Consider the following 21,310-nt stretch of genomic DNA (forward strand, 5'->3'; position numbering starts at 1 on the left):
GGCGTCGCTTGATTCCGAATAGACCTTTACTACATTTATGCTGTTATGAATATTGTCATGCAAAATTCTCGACTAGACGCAGGGTGCCTCAAAGCAGGTCTCTAGCCCGGACGCGAAAGACTTTGGCCTCGCGTCCGGGAGATAATATCCAATTGAGTGCAAACTGAGCATTGCCCTGCGATGCGATGTAGCCGCGAGAGATCAAGAGACGCACGCTCTCGTCATCGGATCGATTGGGCCGGGTAGACAGCCTCATAACTACCTACACAGGCGTGTCGCTCTCTGATCGAACGCATGCCTATTTTTCGCAGGAGATGAGCCATGGCTCAGCCAGGAAAGAATAACACGCCGTTAGGTTATGAAAAGGGCCCATCCCTTCAATGCGTGCCTTATGCCATCTGGCGAAGCGCCCTTCGAGTCGTCTTCGTTCATCTCAAGCATCCCGGTTTCCAGTCCAGACTTAGGAGATAGGTACGAGTTGCGCAAGCGTTGTGGCCTCAAGGTGAGGCCGCCGCCTGCTTGCGTCGCAGCTCGTCGATCTCCCGCTTCATGTCCTGGATGACGTCGCGAGTGCCGTAGACCGCGCCGAAGTGCTGCCGGAGTTAGTCCAGCCGGCGGTTGAAGTCGGCGGCTTGCTGATCGGTCGCTCGATTCCGCTCCAACCATTCGTTTCGCGTCACCGACGGTCGGTCAGCGGCATGTCGCGCAGATCGCGGCCGTTGAGGTGCAGCAGATCGAAGGCGACGAAATAAAGGTCGTGCTGGCGCCTGATGATCGCCTTTCGCAGCTCGCCAAAGTCCGAATGGCCGGCTTCGTCCAAGACAACGATTTCCCCGTCGATGATGGCGCTGAGCTCTCCGGCGGCCCTCACCAGGTCGCGATATTTCGCCGTCCAGTCGAGCCCGCGGCGAGTGAAGATGCGTACGCCTTCCGCATCGCGGACGATCTGAGAGCGGTAGCCGTCGAATTTTACCTCGTGAATCCAGCCGTCGCCCTCTGGCGGCTTGTCGACTAGGGTCGACAGCAACGGTGGGATGAAGGACAGCCGGGCGCCGCCAGCAGGCTAACGCATCGCCACTCTCACGCAACTCGAATTTGATTCAATATCGCACGAGCGCGGACGTTCGTTAGCGGCTGCTAAAACAGCAAGGTTGCCAATGACGAGCGGAACGATTCTCCCCTTTTGCGCTTTCTGAGTGCATGGCCCCACTGCCACCAATCCAATCGCCCCTGCTTCCTGATGGCAGCCCCGACCGCCCAATCAACTGCGAAGTTGCCCTTGAGCCTGCGTTTGAAGCGTTGGTGAAGGCCTCCCTTGATAGAGGCTGGTCGGCGCAGGAAGTCTCCGAAACGCTGCTTAAACTCGCCACGGAACATGCGGAGACGGTTATGGGACCGGAAAGAGTGGCTGCGCGACTGTACCGTTGGCGCATCAGCAGCTTGCTGGATATGTACGTTAGCTAATTCTTCGGCAGACTTAGGTGAATGCCTGACCCGTCTACTGCTAGACCCCCGCCACATTTTGGAGCATTCTCCGTGGCGGGGGAAAGGCTTGGACAAATCAAGGTACGACAATCGATCCGACCAGTGGCGCAAGCGCGCCGGCGTGAAGCGCTCACGCGCCTTGCGTTGGGCGAGTGTGCCGCGGCGGCTGATCTTTCTGACCGTGGCCGCTGCAAGCGCCTTCGTCGCCGAGTGGGTGATGAAGCACAGCGAAAGCATGCAGGACATCCCCGCGCCGTATTTATCCGCGCCCGAGCCGCACCCACTCATCGGCGTCGCATCGGTCATCGACGGCGACACGATCGAAGTCCACGGGCAGCGGATCCGGTTCAACGGCATCGACGCGCCGGAGAGCAAGCAATATTGCGACGATGCCAAGGGCTTCGAATATCCTTGTGGGCGCCGCTCGGCCGAAGCGCTGGACGCGTTCCTGGCGGCATCCAGGCCGGTACAGTGCACGTTCGCCGAGTGGGATCGCTATCACCGCTTCGTCGGCGATTGCCGCCGTGCCGATGGCGCCAGCGTGGCGGCGTGGATGGTCGAGCACGGTCAGGCGCTCGATTGGCCGCGCTACAGCCATGGCGCCTATGCAGCGCAGCAAGCGAAAGCCGAAGCGGCAAAGAGCGGTCTATGGGTCGGCAAATTCGAAGCGCCGTGGGACTGGCGCGCATCTCACGCCGTCGGCGCGGCGCCGGCGAAACAGCCACTCGGCATCATGAGCCGCAAGCTGGTTGCGCAGAGCGGCTATTCATGCGAGCCGCGACGAACGTGCAAGCAGATCAGCTCGTGCGAAGAAGCCCAATGGTATCTGCAGAATTGCTCGTGGGGCGGGAAGCTGGACCGGGACGGCGACGGCGTGGCGTGCGAGACCCTATGCTGAGGGTTTCTGGAAGAGGCTTGATGCACAGAATGGCGCTGGTGACACGAATATGGCGGGGGTCCTAGCTCTCCCGGCCTTAGTGGCGGCCAACCTGCTGATTGCATGGCTGACCCTTGGAACGATCATTTCGGCCGTCTCCGGGTCTCTATTGTCGGTCGCTCAAGAGAAGAGGTGATCTCGTGCTGGATTCGATCATGACCCCGTCCGAAGCCGCTGCCGCCGGGGGGCATCGTTTTCGACAGGAAATCAATACGATCGGCGAGCAGCTGTGTTGGATCGACTTTGGCGAAGCGCTTCTTAAGTCATTGGCAAATAACGATTATGTTAGTCGCTGAGGGTGTGAGGCCGTCAAAGAAAATCAATGGCTTAGCGGATGGTTAGCCGACCCATATCCTTCGTATGATCTCGTATGGTCTGGCGAACCTAGGGATCAGGAAGAGGAGTAGTTTTCAATGCCGTCCGTGACTCTTTCCTATCCTCCAAAAAGGTCATGAACACATGTTGACCGAGGGCGTTAGCGCGACCGGTTTGGGGCCGGAAGCTGACGGTCGGTTTCGGGAGCCTGCTCATGGAAAGCTGACTTCTAGATCAGAAGGCCAGGCGAGGGCCGATCTGGCCCTCAATGATCTAACTATCCGTTGTCAGCTCGGCTTACGCTGAGCCCGTCGATCAAGAATGTGATTTCGAAAGCAGGTCTGCATTTCCTTGAATGACCTGAAGCCAAGGCGCGGAGCCAGACGAGACAAGGTCGTTGCGGGCACGTTGCACCGGCGTGCGATTGAGGCAGAGTTCTCGAAGGCAACATAGTCGGGCTCTGAAAACATCACGCGAGCGACAGTTTCCAATCTTGCGGGAAGAACCAGCTCCCTCTTAGCAATCTGCATTTTGAGTTCAGCGAGTGTCGGCGCCTTGTTATTGCGGGCAACGACTTGTCTGGGACCTGATCCCGAGGGATCGGTTAGGCCCGCACGCATCTTCGTTACCCCTTGGCCGCTTGCACCGATAGCCAGCGAAAGCTGATGGCCGAAATTATTTTTTATCTCAAAGTTATGTCGAACTCTGGCGTAAGTTCGGCGACGTTCGGCTAGACCTGAATCATTCCCACTCGATTGTTCAAACAGCATATAACCCACTGAAATTACTGGAAAATACTTCTTGCCGCCGTCCAAACACAGGCATCAAGACCGTCAAAAAATTACGCTTTTGATTTTAAAGGGAAAATTGCCACAAAAAAAATTTTGCGGTTTCACCAGCTATCGCGGCCAATCGGTCAACTTTTCCCACTTTGGGGTTTTCGAACCCGCCACAGCTGATCTCGAAAAGTACCGTCGCCGCTCCAGATAGCTGCACTTCTTCGCCGCAAGATCAACTACCATGGACAGCCCGGGCGACGGTTGCGCGCGGTGCACGCACGCGGCCGCACCTGGGGCCCGCTGATCTTCCAGGACCTGTTCAAGAAGGAGCAGTAACGGATTTACTATCCACTGTCAGATGTGCGGCTTGCTCGAGCCCTCCATGAAAGATCCACGCGGGCTAAGTCAAATCCGAGGTTTGGAAGCGAAGACCGCTTACTGGTTCGTGGCGTTGCGATAGATGTCGAGCACGCGTGTCACGCTGCCGAGCAGAAGCCCATGCGCGGTCGGTCTGCTGCGGCCCGCGCCGACGTCGACATCGAGATGGCCAATAAATTGGCTGATCAGCGGGCGGGGAATCTCCGTGTCGCCAAGCGCGGCCAGCACCGCTGCGGTTGCGCGCTCCGCTTCCGGCGTCAGCCAGTAGTAACGGATGCGGTCGCTGAAGGAGAAATGCCGCTGCAGGCGTTGCTCGTTCGATGTGCCGGAATAGTAGTTGCGCCAGTTCTCGGGCGAGGCGAGCATCACCCGCTCCATCGCCGCCTGCAGGTTTTCCCGGGACGGGTCGGGAACCATCTGATCGGCGATCAGACTGAGGCCGTAGAGCGCCTCGCGTAGCGCGAAGGTCAGCCATGGGCCGACTTTGACGATGGCGAAACCGTCACGCACCAGCATGCCCAGCGCTTCCGCCGGCTGGTAGTCGGTCGAGTGCGCTTCGAAAACGAATTGCGGCATGCGTTCCAGCACAGCGACCAACTCGATCGCCTTCTCCGGCGCATAGGCAATGATATCGGCATTGCCGAATTCGACACCGGGCTGGACGACGACGCCGACGACCCGGTCAAATGCCTCGTCGAGCCCATCGCTTGCAAAGGCCTGGCGGTGGAGCTCGACGGAACGGAGCGCGTCCGCAGGCTCGGTCACTTGCATATGCTCGAGCGGCTCCAGGGCACCGCCGGGGACTGGCACCTCGGTACCGATGATGTAGACGGGTTTCTCACCGCCGGTACGCGCGGCCGCCGCCTCGGCGACCTTGGCAAGCACGGCCGCGCGGGCGGCAATCGTCTCATCGGGGAGCGGCACCGGATCGTCGGCGCAGGCCATGCTGGTGTCGAGATGCAGCTTGGTGAAGCCGGCGGCCGCATAGGCGTCGATCATCGCGGCCGCTTTCCGCATCGCCTCGGCAGCGGCGTCATGCTTCCAGGGATTGGGTCCAAGATGGTCACCGCCGAGGATCAGGCGATCGAGGGGAAGACCAGCCCTTCTGGCATGCGTTTCGACGAGGCCGCGAAAGGCGGCCGGCGCCATGCCGGTGTAGCCGCCTTCGTGATTGACCTGGTTGCAGGTCGCCTCGATAAGGACATCGGCGCCGTGCAGCGCGCCATGGCGAAGCGCTGCCTCGATCACCAGCGGATGCGCCGAGCAGATCGAGGCGATACCTCCCTTGCCGCCCGCCGCCCGCTGCGCGCCGATGGCCGCAAGTCTCTCGGTCGCGCAGCTCATGCGCGTGTACCGGCCCTGGCGATGAAAGCCTCAACATCGGCGAGCCGGTAAATACCTTCCATGGGTCCCTTCCGTGTTACGGCAAGCGCGCCGCAGGCATTGGCGACGCGCAGGGCATCGACAGGTGCGGCGCCGCGCAACCACATTGAAACGAAGGCGGCGCCGAAGCAGTCGCCGGCTCCGGTCGGGTCGACCTCCTCGACAGGAAAAGCTGGCAAAGCGACCGCGCCCTGCCGGTCGTGATAGGCGGCACAGTCTGCGCCCTTCTTCAACACGACGCAGGAAATGCCTCGGCCCAACAGATCATCAACTGCGCCCTTCTCGTCACCGGCCGAAGAGAACAGGAACAATTCGTCCCCGCTGGGCAGGAAGACGTCGGTTTCCGCCAGCACCTTGTCCAGCGCGGCGCGCATGCCGGAAACCTGTAGGATCTCTCGGCGGACGTTGGGGTCGAAGGACACGGTGCCGCCCCTGGCCTTCACGGCCGCGGTCGCGGCGAGCACAACGTCGGTCGCCTTGTCCGAAAACAGCGACGAGCCCATGACATGAAAGTGGTCGGCGTCGGCAAGCAAGTGTCTTGCGGCGTCATCGATGGCCATCAGGCCCGCCGCGCTGTTGCGGATGTTGAAGACGAAATGCCTGGAGGCATCGGCCAGATAAGTGACGAAGGCAGTGCCGGTGGCATGGCCTTTGTGGGACGTGATTGCCGAAACGTCGGCGCCGAGCGCTCGCAGCCGGTCAATGTTCAGCTGACCAAAATCGTCCTCGCCGACGGCGCCGATGAGGCCCGCCGGTTGCCCAAGCGCCGCTGCCTGGCCGACGAAGATCGCGGGGGCGCCGGACGGAAACGGACCTACCAGAGGTCCAGGCTCGAGAAAGCTCTGGCCGATGCGTTCAGCCATGATCTCGACGAGGATTTCACCGGCGCAGACCAGCTTCTTCATCCATGACCTCCGGCATTCGCCCCGCACGACCGTCCGCAAATTCAATATGGCGTGAAATTTTTCACGTCAATTAATTAATTTACGCATGCAATAATCTCTCTCAACGCGTTGAAACTGGTAAAACTTCCTGTAAAATTTCAACTTGCGCTCGCGCGCCGTCGCACCGTAGTGACGGCGCCGGGGCAACACAGAGACACGGCGATTGGAAGTTCCACGCCGCGAGGGCATTAATGTCGATGACGCACAAGACCATGGAGGATTTCGCCCGCTCCTGCGGCGTCTCCAGACCGACATTGTCGAAGTTCTTCGACGATCCGACCAGCGTCAAGCCGGCAACGCGTAAGCGTATCGAAGATGCGTTGCGCTCGTCCGACTATCAGCCGAACCTCTTCGCGCGCAACCTCAACCGCAAGCGCACGCGCAGCATCGGCATTGTCGTGCCGACGGTGACCGACCCGTTCTATTCGGAGATGGTCAGCCGCATCGAGCTCAGGCTGCGCGACGAAGGCTACTGGCCGGTCGTCATTTCCTCGCATGGCTCTACCGAACTCGAGATCGAAGCCACCCGAACCATCCTTTCCCTGAAGGTATCCGGCGCGCTGATCGCGCCGCTGGGCAAACGATCCGATCAGAGAACACTGGAAAAGCTCACGCAGACCATCCCGATTGTCTATTTCGACACTTTCCTGGAAGGTGACACGCCATTCGTGGGCAACAACAACGAAAAGAGCGTCGCGACGATCGTGGATTACCTTTGCCGTTCCGGCGACGCCCCGGTCTATTTCGACATCCCACACGTCAATCACAATTCGGCGGAACGATTGAGCAGCTATGTCGCCTCGATGCAGCGACTGGGGTTCGAGCCGACCGTCTTCGGCGACACCAGCGACTATACTTGGGACTTCGAGCGCATCGGCTACGAGCAGACGGAGAAGCTGATCGGCAATGGCGGCCTGCCGGGCAAAACCATTCTATGCGCCAACGATCGCCTCGCCTTCGGCGTGATGGCGGCGGCCTTTTCGAAGGGCCTGAAGGTGGGACGCAAGACCGACTGCGACCTTCGGGTCGCCGCGCATGATGACCATCCGCTCAGCCGCTACACCTGCCCGGCGCTCACCACCATGGCGCAGGATTTCGCCGCCATGGCCGGCCGCAGTGTCGAGACGCTGCTTGCAATGCTCGACGAGGATGCGGCCGCCGTGACGCCGAAGGTCAGCCTCGACGCAACGCTGGTGATGCGTCAGTCGGCCTAAACCCTGTCAAACGCCGGATCGAATTCGCGCCAGGCCGCAACAGCAGCCTCGACCGCCTGACGCGACGCCGGACCGTGGCGGCCCATCGAGACGAAGCCGTGGATCTGCCCTGGCCAACGTTTGGCCACGATCGGGACGCCGTCCATTTCGAGCCGCCTTGCATAGGCATCGCCCTCGTCGGCGAGGATGTCATGGCCGGCAATGGCGACAAAGGCCGGCGCCGCGCCGGCAAGGCTGTCGGCTTTTAGCGGCGAGACACGCCAGTCATTGATGTCGGCGGCGCTGCGGATATAGTGATCGCGGAACCAGGCCATGGTCGCGGCCGTCAGGCCGAAACCTTCGCCGAAGCGGCGATAGCTGTCCGCTGTCTGATCTGCATCGGTGTTGGGATAGAACAGGAGCTGCGCGGTCAAAGGGCATTTGTCATCGCGGGCAAGCAGCGCCAGCACTGCGGCGAGGTTGCCGCCGGCGCTGTCGCCGGCAACGGCTATGCGGCTGGCGTCGATACCAAGCCCGCCGGGCATATCCTGCATGAAGGCGAGAACGGCACGGCAGTCCTCGACCGCAGCCGGAAACTTGTGCTCAGGCGCCAGCCGGTAGTCGGGCGAGACGACGACACATGGGGCGAGGTTGGCGTACCAGCGGCAGATCTCGTCATGGGAATCGAGATTGCCGATGACCCAGCCACCACCGTGCAGATAGAGCAGCGACGGCGCGTCGGCCGCCGCAGCACCCTGCCCGCGATAAACCCGAAGGTTGAGAGGGCCACCGGGCCCGGCAATGGTTTGCTCCCGCACCGAGGCGACAGGCTCGCGCTCGCCTTGCAGCCCACGGAAACCGTTATTGTAGGCGCGTCGCGCCTGCTCGGGTGTGCCGGTCTCGAAGGGCGGCTCATGCGCCTCTCGGCCGAGATCGAGAACCTTCCGCGCCTGCGGATCGAGTGGGGACAACACGGGCGCTCAGGCCAGCAGGCTCGCAGCCTCGTCCTCGCCAAGCAGCGGCGGCTGGTCGACTGTGCCGGCGATGGCGACCGAGTTGCGGCTTTCGCCCGAGGCGAGGATGGCCTCCATGATCTCCAGCACATGCAGAGCCAGATCGCCGGACGCGCGCGGCTTTCTCTTCTGCGACAATGAACGCGCCAGATCAGCGACGCCGAGCATGCGGTAATTGGCGCGATTCGGCGCCGCATAGGGCCAGTTGCGCGCGCCGTAGAGCTCGCTTTCGCTGGCGAAATCCTTCCAGTCGGCGCCCCGCGCGGAAAGCGAGACGGTGCCGCCGAAGGTGTCGGGATCGGGCAGCCTGAGCGACCCTTCGGTACCGTGCAGCTCGATGGGGTGGTTGGAGTGCTTGAAGACGTCCCACGAGGCACCGAAAGTGACGGTGGCGCCGGAGCGGAATTCGAGCAGCGACAGGATGTTGGTCGGCGTGCCGACCCTGAAGCTGGTGTTCTTGTAAGGGCCGTCGGCGGTGATCAGTCGCTCCTCCTGGCCGCGCGTGGCCATCGCCATGACACGGGCGACGGGGCCGAGCAGGTTGACGAGCATCGTCAGATAGTATGGCCCCATGTCGAAGACCGGGCCGCCGCCTGGCTGGTAATAGAATTGCGGGTTCGGATGCCAATGCTCCATGCCGCGCCCCATCATGAAGGCGGTGCCGGTCACGGCGCGGCCGATCGCGCCCTCGTCCATCAGGCGGCGCGCGCGGCGTCCGGCGGCGCCGAGGAAAGTGTCGGGAGCCGAGCCCAGCAGCAATCCCCGTTTCGCCGCCTCCGCCACCAGCTTGCGACCATCGCTGGCCGAGGTGGCGAGCGGCTTTTCGGTGAAGACATGCTTTCCCGCCGAGAGCGCCGAAAACGAGATGTCGAAATGCGCCGCGGGAATAGTGAGGTTGAGCACGAGATCGACCTCCGGGTCGGCGAGCAACGCGTCGACGCCGAGCGCGCGGATGCCATATTCCTTCCCGCGCAAGGCAGCCATTTCGGCTGAAATATCGGCGCAGGCGCGCAATTCCACGCCGGCAAAAAGTGCCGCGTTGCGCAGATAGGTCATCGAGATGTTACCGCATCCGATGACGCCGACACCGAGTTTCGCTCCTGAATTTGCTTGCATTTCCCTTTCGACCTCCCAATCGGCGACGCCCGAGAGAAGCCATCGCGACGGCGACGGACAACTTTCGTGACTCGCTATAGCGTATTTTAAATCTTGACGCGCGTAAAATTTTTATAGAGCATGTGAAAACGCTGACCTGGCGTCGCAGGCCCGCCGGCCTTGGAAATCAAGAGATTAGGAAATTATGAGCCTAGGGACCAAAGTGCGCCTTGCGCGCCTCTTCTCGCATCCATCGGGGAATCTATTTGGCGGCGCCGTCGACCACTTCGTCGGCTATGGCGACGTGCGCAAAGGCGGCCTTGCCGATCTGCCCGGCGCGCTGGCCCGCGTCATGGCGGGCAAGCCCGACTATGTCAGCATCCAGCCCGGCGCCGCGCGCCATCTGTGGCCGCAATATGCGGGCAAGGCTGCCCTGGTGATCCAGGCCGGCTGCTTCACTCCGGACGACCGCATCAGCGAATTGATCGCGACGCCGGAGGATGCGGTGCGCGCCGGCGCCGACGCGTTGGCCGTGGCCATTCCGGTGCGCGGTGCGACCGAAGGCAAATACATTCGCTGGCTGACCGATTCGGTGAACGCGGCAGCCCGCTACGGCATGCCGGTGGTGGCGCATATCTATCCTCGCGATTTCACCGACGGGGCAAAGATCGTCTTCACCCCCGACGAGATCGCCTATGCAGCGCGCATCGGCTACGAGTCCGGGGTCGATGTCATCAAGATCGGCTACACGGGCGACTTCGAGTCCTTCCAGGAGACCGTGCGGACGTGCCCGGTGCCGGTCGTGATCGCCGGCGGGCCGAAGACCGATACGCTGCTCGGCGCGCTTCAGCAGACGGCGGACGCCATCCGCGCCGGCGCGCGCGGCGCTGTGGTGGGCCGCAATCTGTGGGGGCACGGCGATCCTCAGAAGGCAGCACTTGCCTTTCGGGGCGTCATCCATGACGGGCTTTCGGCGCAGGAAGCGCTTGCGAAGGCGGGCGCCTGAACGATGCCCGCCGTCCCCTCGATCCTCGGCCTCGGCGCCATCGCGATCGACGACATCGTCTATGTCGATCAGCCGTTGTCGGCGGGCAAGGGGAAGGTTCTGCAAAGCGCGCGCGCTTTCGGCGGAAATGTCGCGACGGCGCTGGCCGCTGTCGCGCGGCTTGGCGGGAGCGCCGGGTTCATTGGGTGGTTGGGCAACGCCGCGGACGACCCTGTGCTGTGCGATCTCATTGAGAGCGGCGTCGAAACCGCGTTCGCGCCACGCCATCCCGACGCGCGCCCGGTGCGCTCGCGCATCACCGTCGGTTCGGACGGGGACCGCTTCATCGCCTATGACGACGACGCGATGCTGGGCACCGCACCGGACTTTCCGGACGATATCCTCAGCCGCGCGACTGTCCTGATCGTCGACAGCTACGCGGTCCGGTCGCTGGATGTGGTGGCCCGGGCTCGCGATCTCGGCCTGGCGATCCTCGGCGATGTCGAATGGAGCGCCGGCCCAGCCACGGACAGGCTGCTGGCGCTCTGCGACCATCTCATTCTTCCGCTCGGCTTTGCTCAGACCGCCACGGGCCGTCGAGCGCCCGCCGAGATGCTTGATGCATTGTGGTCGCCATCGCGCTCCGCGGTCGTCCTGACCGACGGCGGTCGGGGCGTCTATTATCGCGGGCGCGCGGAGACAACGCTCTGGCACCTGCCCCCGCACCGGGTTGCGATCGTCGACTCGACCGGTGCCGGTGACTGCTTTCACGGCGCCTATGCCCATGCATTGACGCGCGGAGCCGACACTGCGGGCCGGGTGGCATTCGCTGCCGCGGCGGCCGCCCTTTCGATAACCGGACGTGGCGGACGCGAGGCGCTTCCGACCGATAACCAGGTCACGGAATTGCTGGCATCGGCGAGCGCGCCATCGGCGGTCGAGCTGAAATATGCGCGCCTCGACACCGGAACGTAGACTGAAAGCTACCCTAGGAAATTTTCACAAGCAAAAAGGCCCAAGGTGAAAAACAAAAATCATCGGCTTTGACTTGTGGAGGGAGGAATATGGCGGAAGTCATTCTTGAGAATATCTGCAAAACCTACGGGAACAATTTCCGTGCGATCGACCAATTGAACCTGTCGGTCGAGGACGGCGAGTTCCTGATCCTGGTTGGGCCGTCCGGCTGCGGCAAATCCACCGCCCTGCGGATGATCGCGGGATTGGAGGACATCACCAGCGGCAGCCTTCGCATCGGCGGCGTGGATGTCGTCGACATGCCCCCCAAGGACCGCGACATCGCGATGGTCTTCCAGAGCTATGCGCTCTACCCGCATATGACGGTGTTCGAAAACATCGCCTTCTCGATGCGGCTGGCGGGCAAGCCGAAGGCCGAGCGCAAGAAGCGCGTGGACGAGATCGCCAAGATCCTTCAGCTAACGTCGCTGCTGGACAGCAAGCCCGCCAACCTTTCCGGCGGACAGCGCCAGCGGGTTGCCATGGGCCGCGCCATGGTGCGCGAGCCGGCCGCTTTTCTCATGGACGAGCCGCTTTCCAATCTTGACGCAAAACTGCGTGTGCAAATGCGCGCCGAGATCACAAGCCTGCAAAAGCAGCTCGGCGTGACGACCATCTACGTGACCCACGACCAGACCGAAGCGATGACGATGGGCGACAGGGTCGCGGTGCTGAAAGGCGGCGTGCTGCAGCAGGTCGACACACCAAAGCGGCTCTATGAATCGCCGGTGAACGCCTTCGTGGCCGGCTTCATCGGCTCGCCTTCGATGAATCTTTTCGAAGGGACGCTGACGGGCGACGAACTGACGGCCGGCACCTTTGCCATCCGGCTCCAGGATGCAGCCTTCGTGCGCAGGCCGGGCTTGAGGTCGTATGCGGGGCGCAAAATCGTGTTCGGGATCCGGCCGGAGCATCTCTATGACAGCAGCCTCGAATCCGGCCGCAAGTACCAGACGCTGCCGGCAAAGGTGACCTCGATCGAAGAGCTCGGGTCGGAACACATCGTCCATCTCAACATCGACGCGATCCGGGTGGACTCAGGCGACCCGGACGCGGTTGAGGATTTCGGCCTGGCGTCGAACGCGGTGGCGAAATTCGAACCGGAAAGCGCGGTCCGCTCCGGCTCGGAAATCCGGTTGGCCCTGGATGATACCAAGCTCCATTTCTTCGATCCCGAGACGCATCTGGCGATCTGAAGATTTGCGGCAAGGCCAGCAGGCGGGAGCGAGGCGCCTGCGAATGAAGACTGCTGAATGAACCAGACGATCTTCCGCATTGTGCGGCCGATCTCAAAGAAGGAGGAGAAGATGACGTTTCGGATAAAGCCCATAATGCTGAAGTTGGCCGCAGCCGCATGGCTGCTTGGCGCGGCCAGCGCCATGGCGGACACGACCCTGGAATTCACCCAATGGTGGGAACCCGAATTGCCCCCCGGTTCCTTGCGCAAGATCATGGATGATTTCGAGGCCGCGAATCCCGGCATCAAGGTGACGCTGGTCAGCGGCCCCTACGCAGCAACGCGGGATCAGATCTCGGTCGGTGCGGCAACCGGAACGCTCAGCGACGTCGTCGGTCTCGACGGCGCCTGGGTGAACAATTTGAACGCACAGAACGCGCTCGCCGACATGAATCCGATGATGGACGCGAGCGGCTTCGACAAAGCCCAAGTCGCTGACATCATCAAGGTGGACGGCAAGGCTGTGATGTTTCCGGTCGCTTCCTTCGTCTATCCGGTGTTCGTCAATCTGGACCTTGCCGCCCAGGCAGGCGTCACCAAGCTGCCGTCGACCCGCACGGAGTTCCTCGAAGCCGCCAAGAAGATGACCCATGCCGACAAGAACCAGTATGGCTGGGTGCTGCCGCTGTCGATGCAGTCGCCGTCCGGCGTCCAGAACGACATGATGTCGTGGGTCTGGGCGTCGGGCCAATCGATGATGGCTGACGGCAAGCCCGCTCTCGAGGGCAAGCCGGTGGTGGACATGCTCACCTTCGTCAAATCGCTCAACGACGCAGGCACCATCTCGCCCGGCATCGCCACCAAGACCGAACAGGAAAAGGTCGAGGAATTCGTCAACGACCGCGTCGGGATGATGATCGACTCGCTCGCGCATGTGAACCTCATACGCAAGCGCAATCCCAAGCTGAACTTCGACCTCATCCCGGTCCCGGTCGTGGAGGGCTATACGGGCAAGCGCGGCCTTCCCTATGCCTCCTGGGGCATCGGCATCTCCGCCGGCTCGAAACACCAGGAAGAGGCCTGGAAACTCGTCCAATATCTCATGAGCGAGAAGGTCAACGCCAAGCTGGTGTCGCTGGCCAACGCCTTTCCGGGCAACGTCAACGCCAAGCCCGACTTCGTGACCTCGGACAAGGCCTTCGGCAAGGCTTTCGAAATCTTCAAGACCGGTTACCTCGCCAACGAGTTCACGGGTCTGCCGGTGGCTGAAGACCTGATGACCCAGTTCGACGTCGAAGCCCAGAAGATGCTGGCCGGCGAGCAGTCTCCGGAACAGGCCGCGGCCAACGCTCAAAAAGGATGGACGGCGAAATTCTGATTAGCCTGTCCTACGATCTTCGACCGGGAGGCCTGGCTTCGGGCAGGCCTCCCGGCAGCAACGCACCGGCAACGCGAGTGTTCACGAAGCTCACCTTCTCTCGAAGGTGTATCCAAGGTTGGCATATGACCCGGCAGAAGCGCTCCCGTCACAGACTGAAAAGAACGGTCGCACCCTATCTCTATCTGTCGCCCTCGCTGGTGATCATTGGCCTTTTGATGCTGCTGCCGATGGTGACGGTGATTTCCTATTCGTTCCAGAACAGCGCGGTGCTGCGTCGCGACTCATCCTTTGCCGGACTGAAACACTACCAGGCGATCTTTGCCGATCCCGTGTTCTGGGCCTCGCTGTGGCACACGCTCTACTTCACCTGCATGAGCGTCGTTTTCCACATGACCATCGGCATGATCTTCGCGCTCATGCTGAACAGCGACCGCATCAATCCGACGCTGCGCAACATCCTGCGCGTGCTCTACATACTGCCCTGGCTCTTCACCGCGGTGATCATCGCGGTGATCTGGCGCCTGCTGCTCGAGCCCAACGGTGTCGTCAACAGCATTCTCATGCAGCTGGGTCTCATCGGTTCCAAGATCGAGTGGTTTTCCTCGCCCGAGACCGCGTTGCATGCGGTCACCTTCGCCAATGTCTGGGCGGGCTACCCGCTGTTCATGGTCAGCCTGCTCGCGGGCCTGCAGGGCATTCCCAAGGATTTCTACGAGGCCGCCGATATCGACGGGGCGAAGGCCTACCAGAAGCTGATCTTCATCACCATCCCGCAGCTGATGCCGATCATCATCAGCATCTCGCTGCTCGACTTCATCTGGACGATGCAGGTCTTCCCGTTGATCTGGATCACGACGGGCGGCGGTCCGATCTACTCGACCGAGGTGCTCAGCACCTACACCTACAAGCTGGCGTTCTCGAGCTACAACCTGTCTCAGGCGTCGGCGAGCGCCGTGGTCATCCTGCTGATCTCGCTTGGCCTGACGCTGTTCTACATCCGTTATCAAAAGGCCCGGTAATCACCATGAGGAAAAGGCACACGACGAAGGACAGGCTGATCACCGTGGCGCTGCATGTCGCGCTTGCCGCCGGGCTGTTTTTCGCGGCCTTCCCGATCTACTGGATGCTGAGCAGCTCGTTCAAATCGAACACCGAGATCTTCGCCCTGCCGCCGACCATCCTGCCGAAAGCCTTCACGCTGGAAGCCTATGCAGCGATCCTTGGCGACCCGGTCAAGCTGCGCTTCTTCTTCAACAGCTACTTCGTGGCCTTCGTGGTGACTGTGCTGACGGTGCTGATCGCCTTGCTGGCGGCCTACGGGTTCAGCCGCTTCAATTTCCGAGGCAAGGGCAGCCTGAACACCCTCATCATCAGCACGCAGACCATCCCGCCGATCACGCTTCTGATCCCCTTCTTCGGGCTCGTCGTCTCGTATCGCATCTTCGACACCTATATCGCGCTGATCCTGACTTATCTGGTCTTCACCCTGCCCTATGCGATCCTTCTGATGACGGGCTATCTGAACACCTTGCCGCGCGACCTCGACGAAGCTGTCGCCGTGGACGGCGGCACCAGTTGGACAGCGCTCTGGCTGGTGATCGTGCCGATCTCGCTGCCCGGCATCGTGGCGACGTCTGTCTATACTTTCCTGTTGTGCTGGAACGAATTCCTCTTTGCGCTGACGCTGACGAAGTCGACCTCCATGCGTACCGTCCCCATCGGCATCCAGCTTTTGATGGGGCAGCACGCCTTCGAATGGAACCAGATGATGGCGATGAGCGTGCTCGGCTCGTTGCCGCTCTTGTTGATCTACCTCATTGCCCAGAGGTTCTTCCTCGCCGGCATGACCGCGGGCTCGGTCAAATAGGCACGTCCCGCGGAGAACCAAGGAATGAAAGGATGAACGTGAGAGACCTCAAAGTCGGCTGCCAGACCTTCACCTGGGAAATGCTGGGAGACCGGTTCACTGGCGGCCCCGATGATCTCATCAAGGCGATCGCCGATGGCGGCTATGCCGGCATCGAGATCACCGACACGATGATCGGCCGTTATGCCGGCAAGCCGGCCGAATTCGCCGCCGCGCTGAAGGCGTCCGGCCTGACGCTCGTCTCCTTCGCCTTCGGTTCGAAGAGCGGCTTTACGCTCAAAGAGAAAATCGGCGACGACCTCGACACCGCCAAGCGCTGGATCGACTTCGCCGCCGCCTTTCCGGGCGCGGTGGTATCGATGGGCTCGGCGACGGTCGTGTTAGATGGGCCGCGCGACGACAAGTTCGCCATAGCAGCGGAAGTCTACAACCGTGCCGGCGAGATCGGCCCCAAGGCCGGCGTCCAGGTCGCGGTGCATCCGAGCTCGCACCACAACACGCTGTTGTTCGACCGTGCCGACTATGACCGCATCTTCGCCCTGATCGATGCCTCGCTGGTCGGCTGGGTGCCGGACACCGGCCACATATTGCGCGGCCACAAGGACATGGCCGACACGCTCACGACCTATCGCGACCGCATTCGCTACGTGCATCTGAAAGATGTCGATGCGAACGGCACTTGGGCGATGCTCGGCAAAGGCGTCTGCGACACGGCCAAGGTGATCGAGATCGCCAGCGGCGCGCCCAACTTCAACGGCTGGCTGGTTCTGGAGGAGGAATCCGAGACCGCTGCCGCCGATCCCGCCGGCGCGGTCAAGATCAATCGCCAGACCCTGCGCGATTATGGAGCCTGACGATGATCGTCAAGAAAGACCGTCGCCTTCGTGTCGGTGTACTCGGCTGCGGGCCGATCGCGCAATTCGCGCATCTGGAATCCTGCGTGAAGGCAAGCAACGCCGACCTCTACGCGATCTGCGATGCGGCACCCGATCTGCTGGCGCGGATGGGCGCCACCTACGAGCCGCGGAAGATGTATGGCGACTATGACGAAATGCTCGCCGATCCAGAGCTCGAGGCGGTGATTGTCGCCACGTCTGACGCCTATCACGTGCCGATGTCGATCAAGGCGCTGGAAGCCGGCAAGCATGTGCTGTGCGAAAAGCCCATCGGCGTCTCGGTCGAGGAAGGCGAGAAGCTTGCCGAAGCGGTCAAACGCTCGGGCAAGGTGCTGCAGGTCGGGCACATGAAGCGCTTCGACCCGGCGCTGGAAGCGGCGCGCGATTTCGTGCGCGACGAGATGGGCGAGATCCTGGCGCTCAAGGCCTGGTATTGCGATTCCACCCATCGCTACACCAACACCGACGCGGTGCAGCCGCTGCCCATCACAAGCAAGCTGGCGAAGAAGCCCGGCGGCAATCCGAAGGCGGACCTGCGGCAGTATTTCATCCTGGCGCACGGCTCGCATCTCGTCGACACGGCGCGCTTCCTATGCGGCGAGATCACTGCCGTTCGTGCCCGCCTCAACGAACGCTTCGGCGCCTATTGCTGGTTCGTCGAGACGGAGTTCGCCAATGGCGCGCTCGGCCATCTCGACCTCACCGTCGCCGTGCGGATGGACTGGCACGAGGGCTTCCAGCTCTATGGCCAGAACGGTTCGGTGATCGCGAAGACCTTCAATCCCTGGTATTTCCGCGCCAGCGAGGTCGACATCTTTCACGAGAAGGACGCGACGTCGCGCAAGCCGCTCGGCGCCGACGGCCATTTCTTCCGCCGCCAATTGGAAGGCCTCGCCGACACGGTGCTCAATGGCGCGCCACAGCGCGGCGCAACCGTCGAAGACGGGCTCGCTTCGATCCGCGCCATGGTGGCGATTGCTCGCTCAGTCGAGAGCGGCGCGCGCGTCGAACTCGCCGGCGTCACCGGAGCGGTCTGATGCAAATCGGGGTGTTCGCCAAGACCTTCCCGGGCAGCGAGCCGGCCGGCGTGCTGGCCGCCGTGCGCGAGGCTGGCTTCGCGGTCACCCAGTTCAACCTTGCCTGCGCCGGCCTGCCGTCGATGCCGGACGTGGTCCCGGAAGATGCGATCCGTGCCATCGATGCCGCTGCCAAGGCTTCGAGTATCGGTCTCATCGCGCTGTCGGGAACCTATAACATGGCGCATCCGGACAAGAGGGTGCGCGACGATGGGTTGCGCAGGTTGGCGGTTGTGATCGAAACCGCTGCCAAGTTGTCCACGCCGCTCGTGACGCTCTGCACCGGGACGCGCAATGCCGAGGACCAATGGGCGCACCACCCCGGCAATGCCGATCCATCGGCCTGGGCCGACATGGCGCGCGAGATGGAAAAGGCATTGCTGATCGCCGAGCGTCATGGCGTCGATCTCGGCATCGAGCCGGAGCAGGCCAACATCGTCACCTCGGCCGAAGACGCAATGCGGCTGATCGCCCATATGGGGTCGAAGCGCCTGCGCATCGTGCTCGATCCGGCCAATCTGTTCGAACAGGCGAATGCCGGGAGCGCGCGCGCCATCGTCGCCGACGCGGTCGAACGCACCGCCGGTCATGTGGCGCTGGCGCATGCCAAGGATCGCTTCGCCGACGGCCGCTTCGCCACCGCCGGGCAAGGCGTGGTCGACTTTGCCGACTTCATCGCCCGGCTGAAGGCCACCGGCTTCGACGGACCGCTGGTAACGCACGGGCTGTCGGCCGAAGAGGCACCCGGCGTCGCCCGCTTCCTGAAAGAGCTCGTGTGATGGCGACGCTCTTGCGCGACGGAGCCAGGCTGCGCATCACCGACACGGGCGCGGGCCTGGCGGTCGTCTTCCAGCACGGCCTGGGCGGCGGCGAAGCACAGGTCGCGCAGACATTTCCTGACGGCTTCCGGCGCATCACGCTCGAATGCCGCGGGCATGGCGGCTCCGGGCTCGGCGAGCGGCGGCCATTCTCATTCGAAATGTTCGCCGATGACGTCATTGCCACCGCCGATCAGCTCGGCCTCGACTGCTTCGTTGCCGGCGGCGTGTCGATGGGCGCGGCGATCGCGCTGCGCCTCGCCTGCCGCCATCCGTTGCGCATCGCCGGCCTCATCCTGGTGCGCCCGGCTTGGACGTTTTCGCCGGCGCCGCGGAACATGCGGCCGATCGCCGAGGTCGCTGATCTCATCCTCGAACATGGCGCGGACAAAGGTCGGAGGATCTTCGCGCAATCCGAGACCGCAACGCGCCTCTATCGCGAGGCGCCGGATAATCTTTCCTCGCTGCTCGGATATTTCGACCGGCCGGACGCCGGGGCCTTCGCGCAAGTGCTCGCCAACATCGCCGCCGACGGACCCGGCGTTTCCGAACACGACGCGGCCGCGCTCGACATTCCCGCACTTGTCGTCGGCAACGCAATGGACGCGGTGCACCCGCTGTCGTCCGCCTATGCGCTTGCCGCCGTCATTCCCAATGCGATCTTGGCCGAGATCACACCGAAGGCGCGCGACAGCGCAAAGCATTTCAGCGAACTGCACGAGCAGATCAGTTCCTTCCTCCAGTCCCAATCAAATGCCCGGAGCCTCATTCCATCATGACAAGCAAAGCCCTCTCCGGCCCTGCCGCCATCGCAGCGCTTCCGCGCGATCGGCTGATCGGCGAATTCTCGCTGTGGTCGGCGGATCTCGCCAACATGGAGCGAGACCTGAAGCGGATCGAGGCCCATGCCGACTTGCACCATATCGACGTGGCGGATGCCCGCTTCACCCCCGGTTTCCTGTTCTTCCCCGACATGGTGGCGCGCATTGCAAAGCTGACGGCGAAGCCGATCCACGTGCACCTGATGGTCGAGGCGGAAATCGTCGAGGCGCAAACGCGCCAGTTCATCGAAGCCGGCGCCGACCTCGTCACCATCCATGCCGAGAATGGCGAAGCAGCCTTACGCGCCGCGCGGCTGGCGCATGCGCTCGGCGCCGAGGCCGGCGTGGTGCTGCGGCTGGAGACGCCGGTCACGGCAATCGTCCCCTTCCTGCCTGAAGTGGCCTTCGTGACGCTTCTCGGCACCTCGATCGGCGTCAAGGGGCAGAGCCTGTCCGAGCAGGCCTGCCCGCGCCTGATCGAAGCGCGCGCGCTGATCAGAAAAGCGGGCCGCGAAGCCGATATCATCCTCGCAGCCGATGGCGGCATCCGCCACGAGACGGTGCCGCTGCTGCGCGCCGCCGGCGCCGATACGGTGGTGCTGGGATCGCTGGCCTTCGGTGATCCCGATCTCGCCCAGCGCATGGCATGGCTGCACGGGCTGAAGGCCGCCGCCTGATGAGCACGCTCGCGCTGGCCTTCGATCTCGGCGGCACGGAGCTGCGCGGCGCGCTGGTCGAGCGCGGCGGCGAGGTCGTGGCGCGCGTCTGGGAACCGACGATGACTGAAGCGGGATCGGAAGCGGTGATCGGCCGGATCATCGCGCTGGCCAACAAACTGCTGACCGACCACCCGCAGGCCAAGGTCATCGGCATCGGCGCCTGCGCGCCGGGTCCGCTCGATCCCAAGGCGGGCATCGTCATCGGGCCGCCGACGCTCTCCGGCTGGCACAATGTGCCGATGATCGACATTTTGAGCCGGCAGTTCGGCCTGCCGGTGCGGCTGGAGAATGATGCCAATGCAGCGGCGCTGGGCGAATGGCGCTACGGCGCCGGGCGTGGCTCGGAATCGCTTGTCTTCGTCACCGTGTCGACCGGCATTGGCGGGGGCGTCATCGCCGACGGCCATATCTATCATGGACGGCGCGGGCTGGCCGCCGAGATCGGCCATATGACGATCACCGGCGAAGGCGGCCGCTGCTTCTGTGGCAATGTCGGCTGCTTCGAGGCGGTCGCCTCCGGCACCGCGCTGGGACGCCGGGCGACACAGCTGACCGCGTCAGGCGACGGCTCGGCTCTCCGGCGGCTTTCCGGCAACGGCGATGTTTCCGCGCGCCATGTCGTCGAGGCGGCGCGGACCGGCGACGCGGCCGCGCGCGACCTGGTGGACGCCGAGGCGCGTTGGCTCGGCATCGGCTTCACCAACCTTTTGCATCTCTACTCGCCCGAGGTGATCGTCATGGGCGGCGGGCTATCCAACGGCTTCGACCTGCTCGCGCCAGGGATCCGGGCGACGATCGACGAGCGCGCAATGCAGGTCTATCGCGACGTGCCGGTCGTGCGCGCCGAACTCGGCGACCGCGCCGGGCTGGTCGGCGCCGCCAGCCTGATCCTGTGGGAGGGCGAGCCGGGCACGGCGCTTTCGATGGTGCAGGACGACGAGGCGAAGACCGGCGGACCGGCCGGCGCCAGCGCTGGATGATTTCAACCGAAATCTGAATCCGTCTCCAATCAAATGCAGACGGGAAGGCGCTGG

Annotated in this window: 21 protein-coding genes; 15 read left to right on the forward strand and 6 right to left on the reverse strand. The window is 62.9% G+C overall.

The window, feature by feature from the left end; genetic code table 11:
- Positions 1-676: 676 nt before the first annotated feature.
- Positions 677-1,027, reverse strand: coding sequence for an ATP-dependent DNA ligase (locus O7A05_RS05635; protein ID WP_337092003.1), 351 nt, complete (start codon positions 1,025-1,027; stop codon positions 677-679).
- 612 nt (positions 1,028-1,639) lie between these two features.
- On the opposite strand from O7A05_RS05635, the gene O7A05_RS05640 reads away from it, so the two are divergent.
- A complete protein-coding gene (locus tag O7A05_RS05640) occupies positions 1,640-2,383 on the forward strand; it encodes an excalibur calcium-binding domain-containing protein (RefSeq protein WP_337092004.1) in 744 nt (247 codons plus the stop codon).
- Positions 2,384-2,562: 179 nt separating this feature from the next.
- Entirely contained in the window at positions 2,563-2,718 is a 156-nt protein-coding gene (locus O7A05_RS05645) for a hypothetical protein (RefSeq protein WP_337092005.1), read from the forward strand.
- 306 nt (positions 2,719-3,024) lie between these two features.
- Here the strand turns inward: O7A05_RS05645 and O7A05_RS05650 are convergent, their stop codons facing one another.
- From O7A05_RS05650 to O7A05_RS05660, 3 genes are all read right to left on the reverse strand, one after another.
- Positions 3,025-3,552 (reverse strand): MurR/RpiR family transcriptional regulator, encoded by a 528-nt coding sequence (locus O7A05_RS05650; RefSeq protein WP_337092006.1) that lies wholly within the window; start codon positions 3,550-3,552, stop codon positions 3,025-3,027.
- Between the two features lie 399 nt (positions 3,553-3,951).
- Positions 3,952-5,238 (reverse strand): D-tagatose-bisphosphate aldolase, class II, non-catalytic subunit, encoded by a 1,287-nt coding sequence (locus tag O7A05_RS05655; RefSeq protein ID WP_337092007.1) that lies wholly within the window; start codon positions 5,236-5,238, stop codon positions 3,952-3,954.
- A complete protein-coding gene (locus O7A05_RS05660; RefSeq protein WP_337092008.1) occupies positions 5,235-6,182 on the reverse strand; it encodes a sugar kinase in 948 nt (315 codons plus the stop codon). Before O7A05_RS05660 ends, O7A05_RS05655 begins: the two co-directional genes overlap by 4 nt.
- A gap of 230 nt (positions 6,183-6,412) precedes the next feature.
- On the opposite strand from O7A05_RS05660, the gene O7A05_RS05665 reads away from it, so the two are divergent.
- Complete coding sequence (locus O7A05_RS05665; RefSeq protein WP_095769692.1) at positions 6,413-7,435, forward strand: LacI family DNA-binding transcriptional regulator; 1,023 nt, start codon at positions 6,413-6,415, stop codon at positions 7,433-7,435.
- Here O7A05_RS05665 and O7A05_RS05670 read toward each other — a convergent pair.
- Positions 7,432-8,385 carry an alpha/beta hydrolase gene (locus O7A05_RS05670; protein WP_415926959.1) on the reverse strand — a complete coding sequence of 318 codons (954 nt, stop codon included), beginning with the start codon at positions 8,383-8,385 and terminating at the stop codon, positions 7,432-7,434. The genes O7A05_RS05665 and O7A05_RS05670 overlap by 4 nt on opposite strands.
- Positions 8,386-8,394: 9 nt before the next feature.
- Positions 8,395-9,543, reverse strand: coding sequence for a Gfo/Idh/MocA family protein (locus O7A05_RS05675; RefSeq protein WP_337092011.1), 1,149 nt, complete (start codon positions 9,541-9,543; stop codon positions 8,395-8,397).
- 184 nt (positions 9,544-9,727) lie between these two features.
- Here O7A05_RS05675 and O7A05_RS05680 point away from each other — a divergent pair, with 184 nt between their 5' ends.
- The 12 genes from O7A05_RS05680 (at position 9,728) to O7A05_RS05735 (ending at position 21,256) form a co-directional block, all read left to right on the forward strand.
- Positions 9,728-10,528 (forward strand): class I fructose-bisphosphate aldolase, encoded by an 801-nt coding sequence (locus O7A05_RS05680; protein ID WP_337092012.1) that lies wholly within the window; start codon positions 9,728-9,730, stop codon positions 10,526-10,528.
- Between the two features lie 3 nt (positions 10,529-10,531).
- Positions 10,532-11,482 (forward strand): PfkB family carbohydrate kinase, encoded by a 951-nt coding sequence (locus O7A05_RS05685; RefSeq protein ID WP_337092013.1) that lies wholly within the window; start codon positions 10,532-10,534, stop codon positions 11,480-11,482.
- 89 nt (positions 11,483-11,571) lie between these two features.
- Complete coding sequence (locus O7A05_RS05690; protein WP_337092014.1) at positions 11,572-12,717, forward strand: ABC transporter ATP-binding protein; 1,146 nt, start codon at positions 11,572-11,574, stop codon at positions 12,715-12,717.
- A gap of 111 nt (positions 12,718-12,828) precedes the next feature.
- Positions 12,829-14,076, forward strand: coding sequence for an ABC transporter substrate-binding protein (locus O7A05_RS05695; protein ID WP_337092422.1), 1,248 nt, complete (start codon positions 12,829-12,831; stop codon positions 14,074-14,076).
- 125 nt (positions 14,077-14,201) lie between these two features.
- On the forward strand, positions 14,202-15,098 hold the full coding sequence (locus tag O7A05_RS05700; RefSeq protein ID WP_337092015.1) for a carbohydrate ABC transporter permease: 897 nt from the start codon (positions 14,202-14,204) through the stop codon (positions 15,096-15,098).
- A gap of 5 nt (positions 15,099-15,103) precedes the next feature.
- On the forward strand, positions 15,104-15,946 hold the full coding sequence (locus tag O7A05_RS05705) for a carbohydrate ABC transporter permease (RefSeq protein ID WP_337092016.1): 843 nt from the start codon (positions 15,104-15,106) through the stop codon (positions 15,944-15,946).
- Positions 15,947-15,978: 32 nt separating this feature from the next.
- Positions 15,979-16,800, forward strand: coding sequence for a sugar phosphate isomerase/epimerase family protein (locus O7A05_RS05710; protein WP_337092017.1), 822 nt, complete (start codon positions 15,979-15,981; stop codon positions 16,798-16,800).
- A 2-nt stretch (positions 16,801-16,802) separates the two neighbouring features.
- Positions 16,803-17,879 carry a Gfo/Idh/MocA family protein gene (locus O7A05_RS05715; protein ID WP_337092018.1) on the forward strand — a complete coding sequence of 359 codons (1,077 nt, stop codon included), beginning with the start codon at positions 16,803-16,805 and terminating at the stop codon, positions 17,877-17,879.
- Entirely contained in the window at positions 17,879-18,697 is an 819-nt protein-coding gene (locus O7A05_RS05720; protein ID WP_337092019.1) for a sugar phosphate isomerase/epimerase family protein, read from the forward strand. Before O7A05_RS05715 ends, O7A05_RS05720 begins: the two co-directional genes overlap by 1 nt.
- Positions 18,697-19,515, forward strand: a complete 819-nt coding sequence (locus O7A05_RS05725) for an alpha/beta fold hydrolase (RefSeq protein ID WP_337092020.1) — start codon at positions 18,697-18,699, stop codon at positions 19,513-19,515. Before O7A05_RS05720 ends, O7A05_RS05725 begins: the two co-directional genes overlap by 1 nt.
- Entirely contained in the window at positions 19,512-20,234 is a 723-nt protein-coding gene (locus O7A05_RS05730; RefSeq protein WP_337092021.1) for a ribulose-phosphate 3-epimerase, read from the forward strand. Before O7A05_RS05725 ends, O7A05_RS05730 begins: the two co-directional genes overlap by 4 nt.
- Positions 20,234-21,256 carry an ROK family protein gene (locus tag O7A05_RS05735; protein WP_337092022.1) on the forward strand — a complete coding sequence of 341 codons (1,023 nt, stop codon included), beginning with the start codon at positions 20,234-20,236 and terminating at the stop codon, positions 21,254-21,256. The genes O7A05_RS05730 and O7A05_RS05735 overlap by 1 nt, the downstream gene beginning before the upstream one ends.
- Positions 21,257-21,310 lie beyond the last annotated feature (54 nt).

This window comes from Mesorhizobium argentiipisi (SeqCode) (assembly GCF_037179585.1).
GTDB lineage: Bacteria > Pseudomonadota > Alphaproteobacteria > Rhizobiales > Rhizobiaceae > Mesorhizobium > Mesorhizobium argentiipisi.